At 70.9% G+C, this 17,078-nt stretch carries 19 protein-coding genes and 1 pseudogene; 13 read left to right on the plus strand and 7 right to left on the minus strand.

The features are described from left to right. Positions 1–242: 242 nt before the first annotated feature. Positions 243–995, minus strand: a complete 753-nt coding sequence (locus ABZ117_RS07230) for a GntR family transcriptional regulator (RefSeq protein WP_356818252.1) — start codon at positions 993–995, stop codon at positions 243–245. A gap of 472 nt (positions 996–1,467) precedes the next feature. On the opposite strand from ABZ117_RS07230, the gene ABZ117_RS07235 reads away from it, so the two are divergent. Further along, on the plus strand, positions 1,468–2,700 hold the full coding sequence (locus ABZ117_RS07235; RefSeq protein WP_356818254.1) for a serpin family protein: 1,233 nt from the start codon (positions 1,468–1,470) through the stop codon (positions 2,698–2,700). A 283-nt stretch (positions 2,701–2,983) separates the two neighbouring features. Here ABZ117_RS07235 and ABZ117_RS07240 read toward each other — a convergent pair whose 3' ends face one another. Then, complete coding sequence (locus tag ABZ117_RS07240) at positions 2,984–3,550, minus strand: TetR/AcrR family transcriptional regulator (RefSeq protein ID WP_356818256.1); 567 nt, start codon at positions 3,548–3,550, stop codon at positions 2,984–2,986. A gap of 134 nt (positions 3,551–3,684) precedes the next feature. On the opposite strand from ABZ117_RS07240, the gene ABZ117_RS07245 reads away from it, so the two are divergent. After that, positions 3,685–4,470, plus strand: coding sequence for a creatininase family protein (locus ABZ117_RS07245; protein ID WP_356818258.1), 786 nt, complete (start codon positions 3,685–3,687; stop codon positions 4,468–4,470). 117 nt (positions 4,471–4,587) lie between these two features. Here ABZ117_RS07245 and ABZ117_RS07250 read toward each other — a convergent pair whose 3' ends face one another. Together ABZ117_RS07250 and ABZ117_RS07255 are read right to left on the minus strand one after the other, a co-directional pair. Next, positions 4,588–6,045 (minus strand): amidase, encoded by a 1,458-nt coding sequence (locus ABZ117_RS07250; RefSeq protein WP_356818259.1) that lies wholly within the window; start codon positions 6,043–6,045, stop codon positions 4,588–4,590. After that, positions 6,032–6,247 (minus strand): hypothetical protein, encoded by a 216-nt coding sequence (locus ABZ117_RS07255; protein WP_356818261.1) that lies wholly within the window; start codon positions 6,245–6,247, stop codon positions 6,032–6,034. Before ABZ117_RS07255 ends, ABZ117_RS07250 begins: the two co-directional genes overlap by 14 nt. 311 nt (positions 6,248–6,558) lie before the next feature. On the opposite strand from ABZ117_RS07255, the gene ABZ117_RS07260 reads away from it, so the two are divergent. The 4 genes and pseudogenes from ABZ117_RS07260 to ABZ117_RS07275 all read left to right on the plus strand — a co-directional run bounded on the left by ABZ117_RS07260 (position 6,559) and on the right by ABZ117_RS07275 (position 9,402). Continuing rightward, on the plus strand, positions 6,559–6,822 hold the full coding sequence (locus ABZ117_RS07260) for a hypothetical protein (RefSeq protein ID WP_356818262.1): 264 nt from the start codon (positions 6,559–6,561) through the stop codon (positions 6,820–6,822). 252 nt (positions 6,823–7,074) lie between these two features. Beyond that, a complete protein-coding gene (locus ABZ117_RS07265) occupies positions 7,075–7,992 on the plus strand; it encodes an MBL fold metallo-hydrolase (RefSeq protein WP_356818264.1) in 918 nt (305 codons plus the stop codon). Positions 7,993–8,025: 33 nt separating this feature from the next. Then, a pseudogene (locus tag ABZ117_RS07270) lies at positions 8,026–8,216 on the plus strand (type II toxin-antitoxin system Phd/YefM family antitoxin); the annotation flags it as partial. Positions 8,217–9,042: 826 nt separating this feature from the next. Continuing rightward, a complete protein-coding gene (locus tag ABZ117_RS07275) occupies positions 9,043–9,402 on the plus strand; it encodes a restriction endonuclease (RefSeq protein WP_356818266.1) in 360 nt (119 codons plus the stop codon). A gap of 68 nt (positions 9,403–9,470) precedes the next feature. Here ABZ117_RS07275 and ABZ117_RS07280 read toward each other — a convergent pair whose 3' ends face one another. Together ABZ117_RS07280 and ABZ117_RS07285 are read right to left on the minus strand one after the other, a co-directional pair. Then, a complete protein-coding gene (locus ABZ117_RS07280) occupies positions 9,471–10,001 on the minus strand; it encodes an NUDIX domain-containing protein (protein ID WP_356818268.1) in 531 nt (176 codons plus the stop codon). A gap of 1 nt (position 10,002) precedes the next feature. Then, positions 10,003–11,358 (minus strand): tetratricopeptide repeat protein, encoded by a 1,356-nt coding sequence (locus ABZ117_RS07285; protein WP_356818270.1) that lies wholly within the window; start codon positions 11,356–11,358, stop codon positions 10,003–10,005. 223 nt (positions 11,359–11,581) lie between these two features. On the opposite strand from ABZ117_RS07285, the gene ABZ117_RS07290 reads away from it, so the two are divergent. From ABZ117_RS07290 to ABZ117_RS07315, 6 genes are all read left to right on the plus strand, one after another. Continuing rightward, entirely contained in the window at positions 11,582–12,331 is a 750-nt protein-coding gene (locus ABZ117_RS07290; protein WP_356818272.1) for a hypothetical protein, read from the plus strand. Between the two features lie 75 nt (positions 12,332–12,406). Next, a complete protein-coding gene (locus tag ABZ117_RS07295; RefSeq protein WP_356818274.1) occupies positions 12,407–13,318 on the plus strand; it encodes an aminoglycoside phosphotransferase family protein in 912 nt (303 codons plus the stop codon). 1 nt (position 13,319) lies between these two features. Beyond that, positions 13,320–14,012, plus strand: coding sequence for a class I SAM-dependent methyltransferase (locus ABZ117_RS07300; RefSeq protein ID WP_356818276.1), 693 nt, complete (start codon positions 13,320–13,322; stop codon positions 14,010–14,012). Positions 14,013–14,047: 35 nt separating this feature from the next. Beyond that, positions 14,048–14,593, plus strand: a complete 546-nt coding sequence (locus ABZ117_RS07305; RefSeq protein ID WP_356818278.1) for an HAD domain-containing protein — start codon at positions 14,048–14,050, stop codon at positions 14,591–14,593. Positions 14,594–14,720: 127 nt separating this feature from the next. After that, entirely contained in the window at positions 14,721–14,909 is a 189-nt protein-coding gene (locus ABZ117_RS07310) for a hypothetical protein (protein ID WP_356818280.1), read from the plus strand. Positions 14,910–14,939: 30 nt separating this feature from the next. After that, positions 14,940–15,122 carry a hypothetical protein gene (locus ABZ117_RS07315; RefSeq protein ID WP_356818282.1) on the plus strand — a complete coding sequence of 61 codons (183 nt, stop codon included), beginning with the start codon at positions 14,940–14,942 and terminating at the stop codon, positions 15,120–15,122. Between the two features lie 89 nt (positions 15,123–15,211). Here the strand turns inward: ABZ117_RS07315 and ychF are convergent, their stop codons facing one another. Beyond that, positions 15,212–16,300, minus strand: coding sequence for a redox-regulated ATPase YchF (gene ychF, locus ABZ117_RS07320; protein WP_356818284.1), 1,089 nt, complete (start codon positions 16,298–16,300; stop codon positions 15,212–15,214). A gap of 377 nt (positions 16,301–16,677) precedes the next feature. Here ychF and ABZ117_RS07325 point away from each other — a divergent pair, with 377 nt between their 5' ends. Further along, entirely contained in the window at positions 16,678–17,049 is a 372-nt protein-coding gene (locus ABZ117_RS07325) for a DUF6542 domain-containing protein (protein ID WP_356818285.1), read from the plus strand. Positions 17,050–17,078 lie beyond the last annotated feature (29 nt).

Genomic DNA, 17,078 nt, shown 5'->3' on the forward strand with positions numbered 1-17,078 from the left:
GGATCGCTGCGGACTCACGGCCGCCGGTGACGGACGGGGAGGGCGCGGTAGCCGCCCGCCCGGCGCGCCGGAGTGTGCGCTACCTCACGCGGCGGCGCGCACGCCGTACGCCCGACGGCGCAGACGCCGTACGCCCGGCGGCCCGCATCACGGCGGCCCGCCACCACGGCGCCCCGCCACGCGGTCCGTCACGCGGTCCGTCACCATGACGGCCCGCCGCCGGAACGGCCGTACCCCGGCGGTCACTTCACGGGCAGGTGGTACGCGACCCGGTAGCGGTCGGCCGGGATCACCACGTCGGCGGTCTCGACCGGGCGGCCCGAGGCGTAGTACGTGCGCTGGACGACCAGGACGACATGCCCGGGTACACCGCCGAGCAGGTGCAGCTCCTCGGCGAGGCCGGGCCGGGCGCCGACCTCCTCCGTGACGTTGTCCACGATGACGTCGATGGCCCGCATGCGCTCGACCACGCCCATCCCGCCCAGGGGCCCCTCCTCGGGGAGCATCACCGGGGTGCGGCCGGTGACGGCGAGAGGCTCCCAGGAGGTGGAGAGCATCATCGGCTCACCGGCCTGCCGGAAGAGGTACTTGGTGCGCATGACCCGGTCGCCGGGCTGGATCGCGAGCCGCTCGGCGAGCGCCGCGCCGGCCTCGGCCTGTTCGCTGCTGGACTCCCACGTACCGCGCACGGCGGCGTCGGCCTGCTCCTGCCGGAAGGCCGTGGCACCGCCGGCCGGACGGAATCCGGAACGGGCCACCTGCCGGGGCACGGGCCGCTCGCGCACGTACGTCCCAGAACCGGAGCGGCCCTCGACCAGCCCCTCGGCCATCAGCACCTTGCGCGCCTCCAGCGCGACCGTGTCCGAGACGCCGTACTCCTCGCGGATGCGGGCCTGGGAGGGGAGCCGGGTGTGGGGCGGAAGTGAACCGTCGACGATCTTCTTGCGGAGATCACCCGCGACACGCAGGTACGCCGGCTGCTCACCGAAAGTCACTGGCCGCTCCCATCAGGTTGTACAGACAGCAAGAGCCTGGCAACCCTGGGTTCCGCCATGCAAGCAAAGGCCAGAGAATCACTCGATGTGATGACAAACGGCTGGGGTGCGCTTTACCCAGGCACTTCCTCCCCCGAACGAGCGGGCCCACACCTGGAGACCGGCCCGCACGGCGATCAACGAGGCCGGCACGACGGGGCCGGAGCCGGTGACGCAGCGCCCCCATAAGTCGCTGACGGTCAGTCAACTACTATCTGACAGAGGATAGTTGTATGTGTCGGCACGGCTTCCACGGGGACGTACGGACCCGCTCGTGCGGACGGTGCGACCGGCGGGGGCCGGAGGTGTGGACAGGACCACGGGTACCGTGCTCCTGGGGCGGGGCGGCGACAGCGCACGACCGGTGGCCGGCCGGTGGCCGGACCGGCGCGGGAGCCGGACGCATGGTGAGCGGGACACGAACGGGGGCGGAATGAGGGTGGAGACCAGGCCGGACGGCCGGGTGGGCGGCGAGGTCGTCCGCGCGGTGAACGGGCTCACGGCCCGATGGGCGGCGACCGCGCACGACGGCGCGGTCTTCTCCGCGACCGGGGTCTGGCCCCTGCTCGCCTTCCTCGCCGACGGCGCGGCCGGCCCGGCGCGGGCGGAACTGGCCGGGGCGCTGGGCGTCCCCGCCGAGCAGGCGGCCGGTGCGGCGCGGGAGTTACTGGCGGGACTCGCGTCGGTGTCCGGTCTGGAGGCGGCGCTCGGCCTGTGGGCGCACCACGGCCTGCCCCTGCGCGAGGAGTGGCGGGCCGGGCTGCCCGCCGGCACCCACGGTGTCTTCGGGGACGACCTGGTCACCGCGCAGGAGCGGCTGGACGGCTGGGCGGCCGAGCGGACCGGCGGGCTGGTCGAGCGCATGCCGGTGACGCTGACCCGGGAGGCGCGGATGGTGCTGGCCGCCGCGCTCACGCTGCGCACGAACTGGCGCCAGCCCTTCACGGAGCTGCCGCTGCGGCCCGCCGCCGGGCCCTGGCAGGGCCGTACCCTGCGCGGACTGCACCGGCGCAGCGTCCGGCCGGACCGCGTCGGGGTGGCGGGCACCCCGGACGGCTTCGTCACCGCGCTGACGGTGCCCGGGGACCACGGCATCGACGTCCACCTGGTGCTCGGCGAGGAGCGGATGACACCGGGTCAGGTGCTGGCGGCCGGCGTCGGCGTGGTGGAACGCGGCCTGCCGCTCACCGGTGGCGGCGGGCTGCCGCACGGGCACGTGGGCCCCGGCCTGCACGTGGAGCAGCAGCCGGCCGCCGAGCCGGAACCGAGGACGCTGGACGTGACGACCGTGTCGTACGAGGTGCGGGCCGACCACGACCTGCTCGCCCGGCCCGCCCTGTTCGGCCTCGCGACCGCGATGGACACCCGGGGCGGCCACTTCCCGGGGGTGAGCCCCCACCCGCTGGCCGTCGGCGAGGCACGCCAGTCGGCGGTGGCCCAGTTCGGCGCGCTCGGTTTCCGGGCGGCGGCGGTCACGGCGGTCATGCCGGCACCGGGCGGCGGGGTCCCGTCGTACCGCTACGAGACGACGGTCGTCCGGGTCGCCTTCGACCGCCCCTTCGGCTTCCTCGCCACCGACCGCGAGTCCCGGCTGGTGCTGGTGGCGGGCTGGGTGACGGAACCGGCACCGTATGCGGCTCCGGGTTACGGACCGGCCGCGCGGTGACACCGGGGCGGCCCGGGCCACCTGGGTCGCTCCGTCCTCACGGGAGCTGCGGGCACAGCCCGGCGACGCCCTCCGCCAGCCCCGAGCGGACCTGACGGCCGAGGTCGTCCGCGAGGGTCTCGTACGCCCCCTCGGCGAGGCCGTCGGCGGCGAGGCGGGCGACCTCGGTCGGAGCCGTCTCGGCTCGGTGATGTCCCGTGTCATGTCGGTGTGCATGAAGCCGACGCGGGGTCCGGCCACCCGGACGCCAACCACGTCCAGCGCGTGGGCGCGCCCGCCGCGGTCAGCCGGCCCGCGTTCTGAGCAGACTGCTCACCAACTGCCGGGCGTAGGGGAATTCCAGCGCGTCCGGGCGGAAGAGAATGCGGTACATCATCGGGGCGACGACCTGGTCGATCACTGTCTCGGTGTCGGGTGCCGCCTGCCCCCGGGCCCGCGCGCGGGTGAGGATGACGTCGATCTGGTCGGCGGCGTAGGCCGAGCACTGCCCGGCGTTGGTGCCGTCCGGGTCTCCGAGCAGAGCGTCGCGGATGTAGGCGCGGCCCGGGGGGGAGGACATCTCCTCCAGGAACTCCTGCGCCCACGCGGTCAGGTCCGCGGAGAGGTCGCCGTGGTCCGTGGGGGGCGTATCCGGCCGCAAACGTTCCACCGCCACGTCGGAGAGCAGCTCCTGGAGATCGCCCCAGCGGCGGTACACGGTCGACGGGGTGACGCCCGCGCGCGCGGCGACGAGGGGCACGGTCAGCGCGTCCCGGCCCAGCTCGGCGGTGAGTTCGCGCACGGCCTGGTGCACCGATTGTTGGACCCGGGCGCTGCGCCCGCCGGGGCGCACCATCGGCTTGCGGCTCATGGAGCCCACCTTAAAGCAAACTCGTTGCGTCTAGCCGAGAGTCGTCGTAGCCTCACTAAAGCAAAGGAATTGCATTAGAGTTTTTCGATGTCCTGTGAGGGCCCGTCGAGGACCCGTAAGGAGGCCCCGTCATCGTGCCGGACAGCCCTGCGCGTCATGAACACCGCTGGAACCGCCTCACCGCTCCCGAGCTGCGGGAGCTCGCCGCCCGGGACGCGATCGTGCTGCTGCCGGTCGGTTCGACCGAGCAGCACGGCGCGCACCTGCCGACGGGGGTGGACGACTTCCTCGCCGCTGAGGTCTGCCGCCGCGCTGCCGCCCTGGCTGCCCCGCTGCCGGTGGTGGTGGCGCCATCCGTGTGGTGCGGACTGGCCGAGCATCACATGCCGTTCGGCGGCACCCTGACCCTGTCCCTGTCCACGCTGCACTCGCTGCTGCGGGACGTGTGCCGGTCGGTCCTGCGGGCCGGGTTCCGCCGCCTGCTGCTCGTCAACGGGCACGGAGGCAACGTCACCGCCCTCAACGCCCTCGTCGACGAACTGACCGCCGAGCTGTCCGCGTCTTTGGCCGTGACCAGCTACTTCACCGTCGGCCGGGAGGTCATCGCCGATGTTCTCCAGACGCAGGACCACCTCATGCACGCCTGCGAGGGGGAGACCTCGATGGCGCTCGCCGCCTTCCCGTCCCTGGTCCACGAGGACGAACTGCGCCAGGCGGTGGGACCGGCGATCTCCCTCCGATCGGAGGACGCCTCCCCTGTGTACCGGTCCGTGCCGTTCGACGCCATCACACCGAACGGCACCGCGGGCGACGCGCGCGGGGCCACCGCCGCCAAGGGGGAGCGCATGCTCGACGGCTGCGCGCGGGCACTGGCGGACCTGCTCCGCGCCGGTGGGTGGCCGGACGGCGACCGTCGCTGACCTGAGCACCGGGAAAGGCGTCGGCGGTGCCGCGGGCGATGCGGGCGCCGCCTGCCCTACCCCGCCGCGGAGAGCCGGGGCACGCCCCTGCGCCGCGGGCCCGGCGGCGCCCGTGCGTCATGCGAACGGTGCCGACTCCCGTGCCGGCACGACCGTTTCCCGTTCCGGCACGACCGTTTCCCGTTCCGGCACGACCGTTTCCCGTGCGGGTCCGACCGTTTCATAGGCGTGCCCCACCCGCAGCAGGACCGCCTCGGCGCGTGGCCGCCCGAGGAGCTGCATGCCGATCGGGAGTCCCTCCCGGTCCCGGCCGACCGGGAGGGACAGCGAGGGAACGCCGGTGATGTTGGCCGGGGCGGACAGGCGGACGTAGGCGTCGGAGACGCTCTCGACGGTTCCGTCCGGCCACGTGACCGACTCCTGGCCGGCCCGTACGGCGGTCAGCGGGACCGTGGGTGCGGCGATCACGTCGACGTCCGCCAGCATGCGCGCCCATTCCTGGCGCATCAGGGTGCGGGCCCGCTGGGCGCGCAGATAGTCCCCGGCGGACATCAGCTCGCCCGCCTCCAGCAGGATGCGCACGTCCGCTCCGTACAGCTCGGGGGTGGCCCGCAAGGATCGCTCGTGGTAGGCGGTGGCTTCGGGGACCATCAGGCCCCACTGAGTGGCCTGGATGTACCGCGTCATCGGGATCTCGACCTCGACCGGTCGGGCACCGAGCGCCTCCAGCTTTTCGACGGCCCGCCGTACTGCCCGTTCCACCTCCGGGTCGACGCGTTCGAAGTAGTGGTTCACGGGGACGCCCACCCGCAGGCCCGTCAGGTCGGCCTCGTCGGCCGGTCGGCGGTCGGGGCGGGCATCGGCTGCCGGGCCGGCCGGGTCGCGCGGGTCATGGCCGACGAGCGCGGCGAGGACCAGTCCGGCGTCCTCCACCGTGCGTGTGATCGGTCCGACGTGGTCCAGCGACCAGGCCAGCGAGGTCACCCCGAGCCGGGGGACCAGGCCGTAGGTCGGCTTCAGCCCGACGACCCCGTTGAGTGCGGAGGGCACCCGGATCGAGCCGCCGGTGTCGGTGCCCAGGGCGAAGGTCGCCGCCCCGGCCGCGACGGCGACGGCGGACCCGCCGCTGGAACCGCCGGCGACGCGGTCCGGGTCCCAGGCGTTGCGGGTCTGCGGGGTGGTCAGGCCGTACGCGAACTCGTGGGTCTGCGTCTTGCCGACCAACACCGCCCCCGCCGCCGTGAGCCGTGCCGCGACCGTGCTGTCGCGGTTCGCGCGGTGGCCGGCCCGGACCCGGGAACTGGCGGTGGTGGCGGTGCCGGCGACATCGATGAGGTCCTTCAGGCCCATCGGCACACCGTGCAGCGGACCGTGCGGGCGGCCTCCGGCCACGGCGCGCTCGGCGGCTCGGGCCGACTCGCGGGCCCGGTCGGCCGTGACGGTGACGTAAGCCGCGAGCTGCGGTTCGACTCTCTCCAGGCGCTCCAGCACCGAGTCGACCAGTTCCACGGGAGACAGCCGCCGCCGACGGATCTCCTCCGCGGCCCGGGCGAGAGACATCTCATACGGCTGCATCGAGGGGCTCCTCCTCGCCGTGGTGGACGCGGTGGGCGGCGGGCGGAACTTCGCCGAAGTCCAGCTCGCGCAGCACCGCCACCACCGAGTGGATGTACTGCGCGGTGGCCGCGACCGGGGCGTGCCGGTCGGGGGGCAACGACAGCCCGCAGCGGCCGGCCCAGCGGGCCGCCTCCCGCGGGGTGAGGTCTGGTGCAGACATGCGGCCTCCTTAAAAGCTAAGCACTTGCATTAGTGGACGGTAGAACTTACGGTGCCTTAAAGCAAATGAATGGCCTTAAGGGTCGGCGCGTCGGTCCGCACCGACCTGGAGAAGAGGAGCCATGCCCAGCGCCGCACCAGGCGCCCGCGCCCCGGTCTACCCGCGCTGTCAGGACCAGTTGGGCCTTTCCTCGCTGACCGTCACCGTCGCCGTCGCCGCCTACACCCTCGCGCTGCCGCTCACCCTGCTGACCGTCGGCGCTCTCCACTCTCCTGGCGCACCGAACGGCCGACTCGACCGCCACCGTGTACATGCCACTGGCCGTGCCGTTCGCCGCACAGACGGTGGCGGTCAGCTTCATGGTGGAGACCGCCGGAGACCGGCGCGGCGCTCGGCGCTCCCTGCGCCCGCACCTGTCCGTGCCGCTTGCCGCACGTCGATCCCTGCTGCGCACCGGGTCCGGTGTCATCGCCGTCCGGGCGCCGGGCGGCTCCTACTGCTCCCTCGGCCCGTCCCTCGCGCTCGCTGTGCGCCGTACGCCACTGCCGGCGGCGGGTTGCTGGTCTTCAGCGTGACCACCGCGGCGACGGCGACCGTACGGGTGCTGCGGCGCGCCCCGTCCTTGCCCCTGTCACAGCCGGCTGCTGCGCCGTCCTCCCCGCGGTCACGCTCATCTGGTCCGCGCCGCACGGCGGCGGTCCACCCGCCCCGACCTACGTCTACACCCTGGCCACCGCTCAGTCGGCCTTGACAGCTGCCCCGACCCTCACGGCGACCGGACGCACGCGGCCCGTTCGTCCGATCCGCACCGAAGGAGACATCCGCGCATGACGACCACCCCTGCCCCGCACCAGCCCCGTCCCCACTCCGCCTGGATGGTGGGCCGCATCACCGTGCACCGAGTCGACGAGACCGAACTGCCGCCCGCCACCGGTCCCTGGCTGCTGCCGGACGCCACCCCGGACGTCATCGCCCGCCAGAGCTGGCTCCATCCCGACTTCGCGGACGCCGAACACGTCGTCCGCGTCGACAGCCACAGCTTCGCGGTGGAGACCGGGGGCATGCGCGTCCTGGTCGACACCGGCATCGGCAACGGCAAGCCCCGGGCCAATCCCGCCTGGAACGATCTGCGCACCGACTACCTCGACCGTCTGGCCGCTGCCGGGTTCCCTCCCGACACCGTCGACCTGGTGATCCTCACCCACCTGCACACCGACCACGTCGGCTGGAACACCCGTGCGCACAACGGCACCTGGGTGCCCACGTTCCGCCACGCGCGTTACCTCACCTCCCGTGCCGAGCGCGAGTTCTGGGCCGGGTACGCCATGGACGAACCGCGTCGGCAGATGTTCCGGGACTCCGTCCTGCCGGTCGAGGACGCCGGGCTGCTCGACCTGGTCGACGTCCCCGAAGGAGGCACTGAAGTGGCCCCGGGCGTCCGGCTGTTGCCCACCCCCGGCCACACGCCCGGCCATGTCGCCGTCGAACTGACCGACGGCGCCGAGCGGGCGCTGATCACCGGCGACTGCGTGCACCACCCCGTACAGCTCGCCCACCCTGCCATCGGTAGCTGCGTCGACATCGACCCGGTGCTCGCCGAGACCACCCGCCGCACGCTGCTCAGCTCCCTCGCCGGCACCGACACCCTCGTCCTCGGCACCCACTTCCCGCCGCCGACCGCCGGCCGGGTCACCGCCCACGGTGACGCCTACCGGCTCGCGCCGGCACCTGCGCCGCACGGCTGAACCGAGACGGCCAAGACATGCTGTTGGGAGCTCATGACCCGGCCACTGCCCATAGAGTCCACGATGTGCGTGCACACCTGGCGGAGGTCGTGGAGCGCGCAGACCGCGACGACGTGCCCACGGTGATCACACGCCGAGGCAAGGAAGTCGCCGCCGTCGTCTCCATCGAGGTGCTGCGCAAGTACCAGGAGTGGAAAGAGCGCGAGATCAATCGCATCATTGAACCGGAATGTCTGCGGGCTGATCCTGACCTGCGACGGAGCCCCCCCAGGGTTGTGACCTGGGATTTCCCGGTTGACATGCGTTGGCTCCCGACGGCCGTTTACGGGTGTCCTGCGAACTGGACTGCGGACTGGGCGGGGGCTCCGAGGCGGCGAAATCCCTGGCACGCCGGCGGGGCCTGCAAGGAGACTGCGCAGGTGAGCGACTCCTACCCCTGTCCCCGCGGACTTCGCCAACGGCTGGACCCGGACGTAGCCACAGCTGCCTGACTGCCGGTACGTGAAGTCCGCGCACGCCATGTACCGGCCGCAAGTGCGGCACATGAAGAGGTAGCCGGTGAGCTGCAGTACAACATCCGACTCACTGCCGCGTGGGACGCAGCAATCCGACGCGAAGGCAGGTGAGCACCCGACTCCCCTTCGTAGCATCATCTGACCAGGCGTTAGCAGCCCACTCAGAGACTGGGAGATCGGACGAGGGATGACGAGCACGCCGAAACCAGCGCAGCCGATCAGCCCAGCCCCCTACGGAGCTCTGGCCGGCGCGCTTAAGTCGATCTTCTGGTACAAGCGTGACCTCGAACGATTCATCCGCTTGTGGGCCACGGACCACCCTTCACTGCTAGCCCACATGGACTTCAGCGGCTAAATGGGCCACCACAGATGAGTTCGTGGACCGGTTGATGGCAAATGAGCGCCAATACCGCGACCTTTCACTTCGGATGATGGCGGAGGTGTCTCAACTGACGAGCTTCCCTGCACTGAAACGGCACGAGAGCGCCGAATCGCTGATCGCCGAAGCAAGGGAAGCAGTCGACCATCTCGGGGGGTGGTGGACCGCCAGCGCGTTGACCACGACGGCTCGCTCACCTTCGACACGGACGACTACATCGTTGAAGCCAAGTGGTGGCAGGAGGCGATCCAGCCCCACCACCTCTACAGCTTCAATGAAAAGGTGAGGCGGAAGGGGAAAAATTCGCTTGGAATCTTTATCAGCATAAATGGATTCACTAGCGGAGCCCGAGAAGTCTACAGGGAGAGTACGCCATTCCTGACGATGGAGGGGCTCGATTTCTTCTACGTTCTCGACGGGCGCCTCACGCTCGACGAACTTTTGCGACGCAAGAAGCGTCACGCAAATGAGACCGGAAGCTGCTACTTTCCAGCCACGATGTTCCCGGGCGAATAGCCGAAACAGCCCGTCGCCGTCAAGCCGGAGTCGACGGAAGGCCCTGCACCCAAACTCAGGGTGCGCAACTAACGCCACCCGTTAAGTGACACCTGAGAACTGCCGTGCAGGTACTGATGGAGAGCACTGGCAGTTGTGTCGACAAAGGCGTCAGGGATGGCGTTGGCATCGACCCAGCGGACCTGGGAGTGCTTGCGAGGTTCGCGGTTTTCGGGTTCCCCAGTCCATTCGTGGGCGGCGAAGACGACGGTGAGGAAGCCGTTGGGGGCTTCGACGCCCCAGGCCCCGTGGATGATGTGGGCGACCTTGAGGGACTCGGGCTTCACAGTGAGGCCGGTCTCCTCGTAGAGCTCGCGGACCGCGGTTTCGGTGATGGGCTCGCCCGGCTCGCTCTTGCCGACGGGGAGGTCCCACATTCCCTGGGCGAACTTCGCGTTCTCGCTGCGTTGGAGAAGGACCACGCGGTTGGCGGCCTTGTCGTGGACGATGACGGCGGCGACCAGCAGGGTCATGGATTCGAGCGCCGGCTTCAGGGCCTTGGGCAGGTCGTCGGTCTGCTGGGTCACGGTATTCCCTTCGTCGGGCAGGTTGTTGGGCATGTTAGGCGAGTGCCTCGCGGGCGCGGCGGGCGAGATCGGCGGCGCCGTGTACCTTGCGCCTCTGGTAGATCGCCAGGGTGGAACGGATCGAGGTGATCGCCTTGCGGGTGCGGTCGGAGGTCATGCCCTCCATGAGGACCAGGGCCTGGGTCCAGGCCGCGACGGCCTCGTCGGCGCGGGCCTGAGCGGCGAGGCTGTCGCCGAGGTCGGCGTGGGTGAGGGCGTGGACGCGCTTGTACTTCACAGGGTCCCAGCGGGTGAGGGCGTCCCGGTGCTGCTGCTCGGTGCCAATGTGGTCTGCGAGGTCGGTCAGGGTGCGGGCGGTGTGGCTGGCTACGGTGCCGGCGGCGGGGCCGCTTACGCGGGAGTAGCTGGGTTGGGGGCCGTCGTCCCGAAGGAGGGCGTCCTCGGCGGCGAGTAGGGCGCGCGCGGCCAAGGGGTTCTCGTTGACCGCGGCGTAGGCGCGGGCGTGCGTGATGTGGAGGAGCGCTTCGGTCTGGCCGTCGACGTGGCCGAGACCTGTGCGGAGGGCGCCTTCGACGAGGTCGACGCAGTGGTGGGGCTGCTTGAGGCTCAGGGCTTGGTGGGCGAGGGCGCGCATCATCCAGGCGGCGTGGCCGTGGGGGTCGGCTTCGCAGGCGAGCTTGTAGCCGACCTGGTAGTAGCGCTGGGCGGCGCCTTCCTGGCCGAGGTCGTGGTGCTTCCACCCTGCGAGGTAGGCGAGTTCGGCGACGGCGCCAAAGGCGGCCCGGCGTAAGGCTTCGCTGGGGAAGCGTCCGCGCAGCATGGGGGCGGCTGTGTCGGCGAGGTACGCGGTGACGGTGGTCAGTCCATGCCCGCCGCCGAGGCGCTCGTCGGCCGCGCTGAAGGCAGCCGTGATCTGCCGTACGACGTCCACGTCCTCCGTGCCGACCAGGGACGTGCCGGTGCGGGCGCGGAGCATGCGGGTGGTGGCTTCGTGGTCGTATCCGAGCGGCATGGCGACGCCGGCGGTGGTGAAGGCCGCGATGGCGAGGCAGCGGCGGCGCTCGACGTCGGCGCGGCCCAGGCCGGTGGCGGCGAGGACGGGGTCGGATTCCGCCGGCTCTTCATCGCCACCGGCCTGGAGGTCGATCTCGGTCTGGGTGACCGTGCGCCCCGCTCGGCGGGACAGCGCCTCGGCTAGGTACTGCCCTACCCGGCCGGACGGGGCGCGGGTGCCGTTCACCCAGTGCGAGATGGCCGACTTGTTGGTCTGGAGGATCTCGCCGTTCTCGGCGGCGATGCGCCGCACGTCTCTGGCGAGGGCCTCGTAGGTGCAGCCGACCGCCGCGATGACTTCACGCAGACGGGAGTTGGGTTCTCTCTGCGCCGCCACGATCGCCTCCGCCCTGAGGCTGTAAACCGCGTATACCGCTTCAACTTCCTTCCACCGTACCCACTCAGCGTGACCACCAGTTCACTTATCAGCAGCCGCCCGGAACGGCGCGACCGTGATCCAGGCTCCCCCTTGGTCCGGGCGGCACCCCGAAGTTCCGTACGCCCACACCAGGCTCGGGCATTCCTGTGCCCGAACCTGGCCGATCAGAGACGGAGACACGGTGACCACCATCGACACCACGGCCATCACGGTCGAACTGTCCGAGGCGTTCGACCCGCGCTGGAGCCGCCTGCCCGGCATCCAGGTTGACGGCCGGCACATCACCATCGACCCGGCCGAGTACTTCTTCCGCTTCGAGTCGAACACCTGGCTCGTCGCCGACTGGGAGCTGGTCAAGTCACAGCTCCTCGGTGCGGACGAGACGACCGAGAGCGCGGTCGAGCAGCTCGCGCTCGACTTCATCAAGAACCACGGTGAGTCCACCTCCGACGCGGCCCGCGTCCTGGCCACCGCGTACGAGGTGTACGCGTACCTCTTCCGCGACGAGCACCTGGCCAGCCTCGGCCTGCCGCAGATCACCGCCGATCATCTGCGGATGCTTCGCGAGGCGGCCACGCTTATGGCGCTCAACAAGGTGGAGCTGGACGGGCACATCTCCAACGTCGGCCCGTGCTGGTTCTTCCCCGCCGCCACCTCCGTCGTCTTCGACCTGGACGACGAGGTGGGCGGGATGCTCGACGAGGTCTACCACGGCGGCTGGTTCAACGAGCACCGCCGCATCGAGTCCATCAAAGCCCACGCCGCCCTCGGCGGCCGGCTCGTGCACGGCTGCCAGTCCGTGCCGGACCAGTCCGGCGGCGTGGTCGCACCCTACGGTGCCTCGATGGCGAACTTCCGCGACGACCTCGCCGCGTTCAAGGCGGGCTGGATCGAGCAGGTCTACGCCCACCGCGTGAAGGCCGCCGCGTAACCCCACCCGATCAGGCTCCGGGGCGGGCCGGCACCCCTCGCCCGCCCCGGACGCCACCACCCCCGGAGCCCTCCCGTGACCACGAACCCCAGCGCCGAACTCCTCGACAACCTGCTCACCGCGACCGGCCAGACCACCGCCGTACGGGAGGAGGTACGCGTGTGGTCCATGTCCGGAGTCGAGCGCGTCACCTTCCCCCACGGTGCCACCGCCATCTTCAAGTACGCCAAGAAGCCCTTCGACAGCGAGGACCAGGTCCTCCGCCTGGCCCACACCCTCGGCGTACCCGTCCCCCAGGTCCACGCCTCCGCCGTCCTGGACGGCTGGCTCGGCATGCTCATGGAGGACCTCGGACCGTCCGTCCGCGATGCCGACGACCTCGACGGCGTCGCCGCAGCCGTGATCCTGCACGGCACCCGTACGGCTCCGCCCTTGCCCGTCCTCGACCAGGAGCGGCTGCGCACGCTGCCGGCCCGGGCGCTGGAGCACCTCGAACGGCTGCGCAAGGCCGAGCGGTGGCAGGACGCCGACGACGTTGAGGACGCGCTCGACCGTATCGCCCAGGCTGCCGAGGTCCGCTCGGCCGGGGCGATGACGGCGCCCTTCGGCTGGGTGCACTCCGAGTTCCACCCCACGAGCCTGCACATCGGCGAGCGAGGCTGGCGGCTGCTCGACTTCGCTCGTGCCTTCACCGGTCCCGGCCTGCTCGACCTCGCCAGCTGGCACGGCACCGTCGAGCCCCCGCACCCCGTGCGCCTGCGCGTCTTCCTGGAGCAGTACGTCACCGCCGGCGGCACCCCCGACGTCCTCGCGCCACGCGGCGGGCTCACCGCCGAGAACTGGGCCCTGGCCTGGCACCGCATGTGGGCCGTCGAGTGGTTCATGGAGCAGTCCATCCGCTGGATCAACGACCCGGCCACCGACCCCGCGTACATCAAGGCCGTCCGCCGACATCTCACCGATGTCCTCCACCTCCTGGAGATCTGACGTGCTCGCCCAGGCATCCCCCTGGCACGCCCACGCCGTCCAGCGCACCGCCGCCGGACTCGCCGAACCTCTGGCCGTACCGGCCCGGATGGAATGGACCACGAGGCCGGGCCAAGGGCCCGGGGCCGCGATCCTTGGCCCCGACCTACGCGGCAAGCGGCTCCTGGAACTCGGCTGCGGCCCCGGCCACAACGCCGCCCACCTCGCCACCCGCCACGGCGTCCATGTCACCGGCGTCGACCTGGTCGGCCTCCAGGTCCGCCGCGCCCGCTCCCACTACGGGCGGCTGAACAACCTCACCTTCGTCGCCGGCCACGCCCTGCACTACCTGCACGCCTCCGACGAGCAGTTCGACGCGATCTATTCAGTCTTCGGGGCCGTCGGGCTTGTCGCGCCCGAGCTCCTGTTCCCGGCCATCGCCCAGCGCCTCATGCCCGGCCGGGTGCTCGCCTTCTCCGTCCCCCACCCGCAGCGTGGCGGCCGAAGCCCCTCGGGCGACGACCGGCCTCGTCGCGACCACGTCACTCTTCCCGATCGCTCCCGCCTACCGATCGCCCGCTGGGAGTACTCCACGGACCGGTGGGAGAAGCACCTCAGCCAGGCGGGCTTCTGGCTCACCTCAGCCCAGGAGTTCCACGACCCCCGCATGGGCCACTGGCCCACCACCCTGCTGATCCGCGCCCGCAAGCTCTGACCAGTCATTCGCCCCGGCTTCCCTTGGAGGAACCGATGCGCCCGCCCTACCTGCTCCTCGACATCGACGGCGTCCTCATACCCTTCCCCGACGAGCACGGGTCGACCCCAGACACACACGACCGTCACGACGTCGTGCCCGCCGGTCGCAGCGCCGACAACCCGGTCACCGTCTGGCTCAACCCCGACCATGGCCGCCTTCTCATGGATGTCATCCGCACCGGCTTGGTCACCCCGGCCTGGTGCACCAGTTGGCGCCAGGACGCCACCACCCTCATCGGGCCCCTTCTGGGCCTCCCGACGCTGCCGTACGTCGATCTCCCGCGTCCGCAGATCACCACCAGCCACCCCAACGGCTACCTCTGGAAGCGCGACCACGTCGACGCATGGCTCGGCGACGCCCCCACCGTCTGGATCGACGACGACTTCACCACCCTCGACCACGCCTGGGCGGCGCAGCGCACCGCCTGCGGAACGGCGACCCTCCTCGTACAGCCCGACGCACACCTCGGGCTTCAGGCCGAGCACCTGACCGAGGTGACGAAGTGGGCCGCGCAGCTACCCACAGTCCGCGCCGCCTGACGACTGATGCCCTCGCTGCCACGAGCAGCGAGGGCATCAGGGTGTGCTGTGTGGACCGACTACCTGGGTGCGGGTAGAAGTTGAGACTCAACTCAGGAGGGTCTTGAGGATCAGAGACAGCAGCCGCATGGCGGTGGATACGATGAAGGCCCACCTGCGGGACTTCCCCGCCGATGGGCCCGAGAGCTGGATCTTCACGGCGCCCCAAGGCAGACCCGTGGTCTACACGCACTTCATGGACGGGTCCTGGCGGCCCGCCTGCGCGAAGGCCGGCATACCGAAGGGCACCGGACCCCACGCCCTCCGGCATCACTAAGCCGGCTTGCTGATCAAACACGGCTAGTCCGTGAAGACGGTCTCCGAGCGCCTCGGCCACACCAATGCGGCCATGACGCTGAACATCTACATTCACCTGTGGCCCGACTCTGAGGAGCGGACCCGGGCCGCCGTCGACAAGGCGTACGCGGACCAGTCTGCCGACGCCCAGCCACAGGTCGACGAGCGGCGTAGCCGCTCCCCCGCGCGCTGACCGAAGTCAGCACGCTGCGGACTCTGTGCGGACCGCAAAGGCCGCCCGACCCGCTCCGTCGCAGGTCAGACGGCCTTTCACCGAACGTATTAGACGTTGAACCGGAACTCCACCACGTCCCCGTCCTGCATGACGTAGTCCTTGCCCTCCATGCGGGCCTTGCCCTTGGCGCGGGCCTCGGTGACCGAGCCGGTTTCGACGAGGTCGTCGAAGGAGATCACCTCGGCCTTGATGAAGCCCTTCTGGAAGTCGGTGTGGATCACGCCGGCGGCCTCCGGGGCGGTGGCCCCCTTCTTGATCGTCCAGGCGCGGGACTCCTTGGGGCCGGCCGTCAGGTAGGTCTGGAGGCCGAGGGTGGCGAAGCCGACGCGGGCGAGGGTGGCGAGGCCGGGCTCTTCCTGGCCGACGGACTGGAGGAGTTCGAGGGCCTCGTCCTCGTCCAGCTCGGCGAGGTCCGCCTCCAGCTTGGCGTTCAGGAAGATCGCCTCGGCCGGGGCGACCAGGGCGCGCTGGTCGTTCTTGAATTCCTCGTCGACCAGTTCGTCCTCGTCCACGTTGAAGACGTAGAGGAACGGCTTGGCGGTGAGCAGGTGCAGGTCGTGGAGGGGTTCCGCGCGCTCGCTGCCCTGGACGATGCCGTGCGCGAAGAGCGTGTCGCCCTTCTCCAGGATCTCCTTGGCCTCCTCGACCGCCTTGACCTTGGGCGCGATGTCCTTCTTGATCCGCGACTCCTTCTGGAGGCGGGGCAGGACCTTCTCGATGGTCTGGAGGTCGGCGAGGATCAGCTCGGTGTTGATCGTCTCGATGTCGTCCTTCGGCGAGACCTTGCCGTCGACGTGGACGACGTTCTCGTCCTTGAAGGCGCGGATGACCTGGCAGACCGCGTCCGACTCGCGGATGTTCGCGAGGAACTTGTTGCCGAGGCCCTCGCCCTCGGAGGCACCGCGCACGATGCCGGCGATGTCGACGAAGTCGACCGTGGCCGGAAGGATGCGCTCCGACTTGAAGATCGAGGCCAGCTGCGCGAGGCGGGCGTCGGGCACGCCGACGACGCCGACGTTCGGCTCGATCGTGGCGAACGGGTAGTTGGCCGCGAGCACGTCGTTCTTGGTCAGGGCGTTGAACAGGGTCGACTTGCCGACGTTGGGCAGGCCGACGATTCCGATCGTGAGCGACACGTTGCGACTTCCCGTTGATGAGTGGGCCAGGGGCTGCCAGGCCAGAGACCGACACTGGCCGATCCACCAGTTTACGGCGTCCCGGGCGCCCGGCTCGCGGGAGCGTGGGACGGCCGGCCGAGCGTTCCCCGTCGGCGTGTCTGAGGGCTGATTGGGCACATAAACAGACCTAAGTTGGTCCAATGGAGCAACGCAGGACGCGACATCCGAACAACGGACCGCGACGTGGCGCACAGCCGCCCGCCCCGCTGCCACCGCAGGCCCGGCGCGGGCCGGCCGGTGAGCGCGGGCCCACGCCGGGGGCCGCCCGCGCGGCGCGGACACGCCGTACGGTGCGGCCCGCCCGGCCGGCGGGAGCGGGCGGCCGCCCGGCCGACATGAAGCTCACCGGGCTCGGCAGCGGGCTGTTCTGCATCGTGGCGATGTTCCTGCTGGGCTATCTGGACCAGTTGCTCTTCGGGGCCTCCGGCACGGTGTACGGGCTGCTGTTCCTGCCGGTGTGCCTGCTCACGGCCCTGTGGGTGCGGGACGGGGACGTGCTGAGCGCCCCGGTGGTCGCGCCGATCGCGTTCACGGTGGGACTGCTGCCCGTCGCCGACGGCACCGGAGGGCTCGCCGGCCGGCTGATGGGGCTGTTCACCGGGCTGGCCACGCAGGCGGGCTGGCTGTACGCGGGGACGCTCGCCGCCGGCGTGACCGTGCTCGTACGCCGGATGCGGTGGGCGGGACAGCGCCGGCGACAGAGTTGAGCGGCCGGGCCGCCCGGGAGTGGATTCCG

This window comes from Streptomyces sp. NPDC006309, from assembly GCF_040613095.1.
GTDB lineage: Bacteria > Actinomycetota > Actinomycetes > Streptomycetales > Streptomycetaceae > Streptomyces.

Coding starts and splice junctions, on each gene's coding strand:
- ABZ117_RS07280 (WP_356818268.1), bottom strand. CDS start 10,001: ATGCCCAACAACCTGCCCGACGAAGGGAATACCGTGACCCAGCAGACC.
- ABZ117_RS07240 (WP_356818256.1), bottom strand. CDS start 3,550: ATGAGCCGCAAGCCGATGGTGCGCCCCGGCGGGCGCAGCGCCCGGGTC.
- ABZ117_RS07305 (WP_356818278.1), top strand. CDS start 14,048: ATGCGCCCGCCCTACCTGCTCCTCGACATCGACGGCGTCCTCATACCC.
- ABZ117_RS07260 (WP_356818262.1), top strand. CDS start 6,559: ATGCCACTGGCCGTGCCGTTCGCCGCACAGACGGTGGCGGTCAGCTTC.
- ABZ117_RS07325 (WP_356818285.1), top strand. CDS start 16,678: ATGAAGCTCACCGGGCTCGGCAGCGGGCTGTTCTGCATCGTGGCGATG.
- ABZ117_RS07255 (WP_356818261.1), bottom strand. CDS start 6,247: ATGTCTGCACCAGACCTCACCCCGCGGGAGGCGGCCCGCTGGGCCGGC.
- ABZ117_RS07310 (WP_356818280.1), top strand. CDS start 14,721: ATGGCGGTGGATACGATGAAGGCCCACCTGCGGGACTTCCCCGCCGAT.
- ABZ117_RS07250 (WP_356818259.1), bottom strand. CDS start 6,045: ATGCAGCCGTATGAGATGTCTCTCGCCCGGGCCGCGGAGGAGATCCGT.
- ABZ117_RS07235 (WP_356818254.1), top strand. CDS start 1,468: ATGAGGGTGGAGACCAGGCCGGACGGCCGGGTGGGCGGCGAGGTCGTC.
- ABZ117_RS07265 (WP_356818264.1), top strand. CDS start 7,075: ATGACGACCACCCCTGCCCCGCACCAGCCCCGTCCCCACTCCGCCTGG.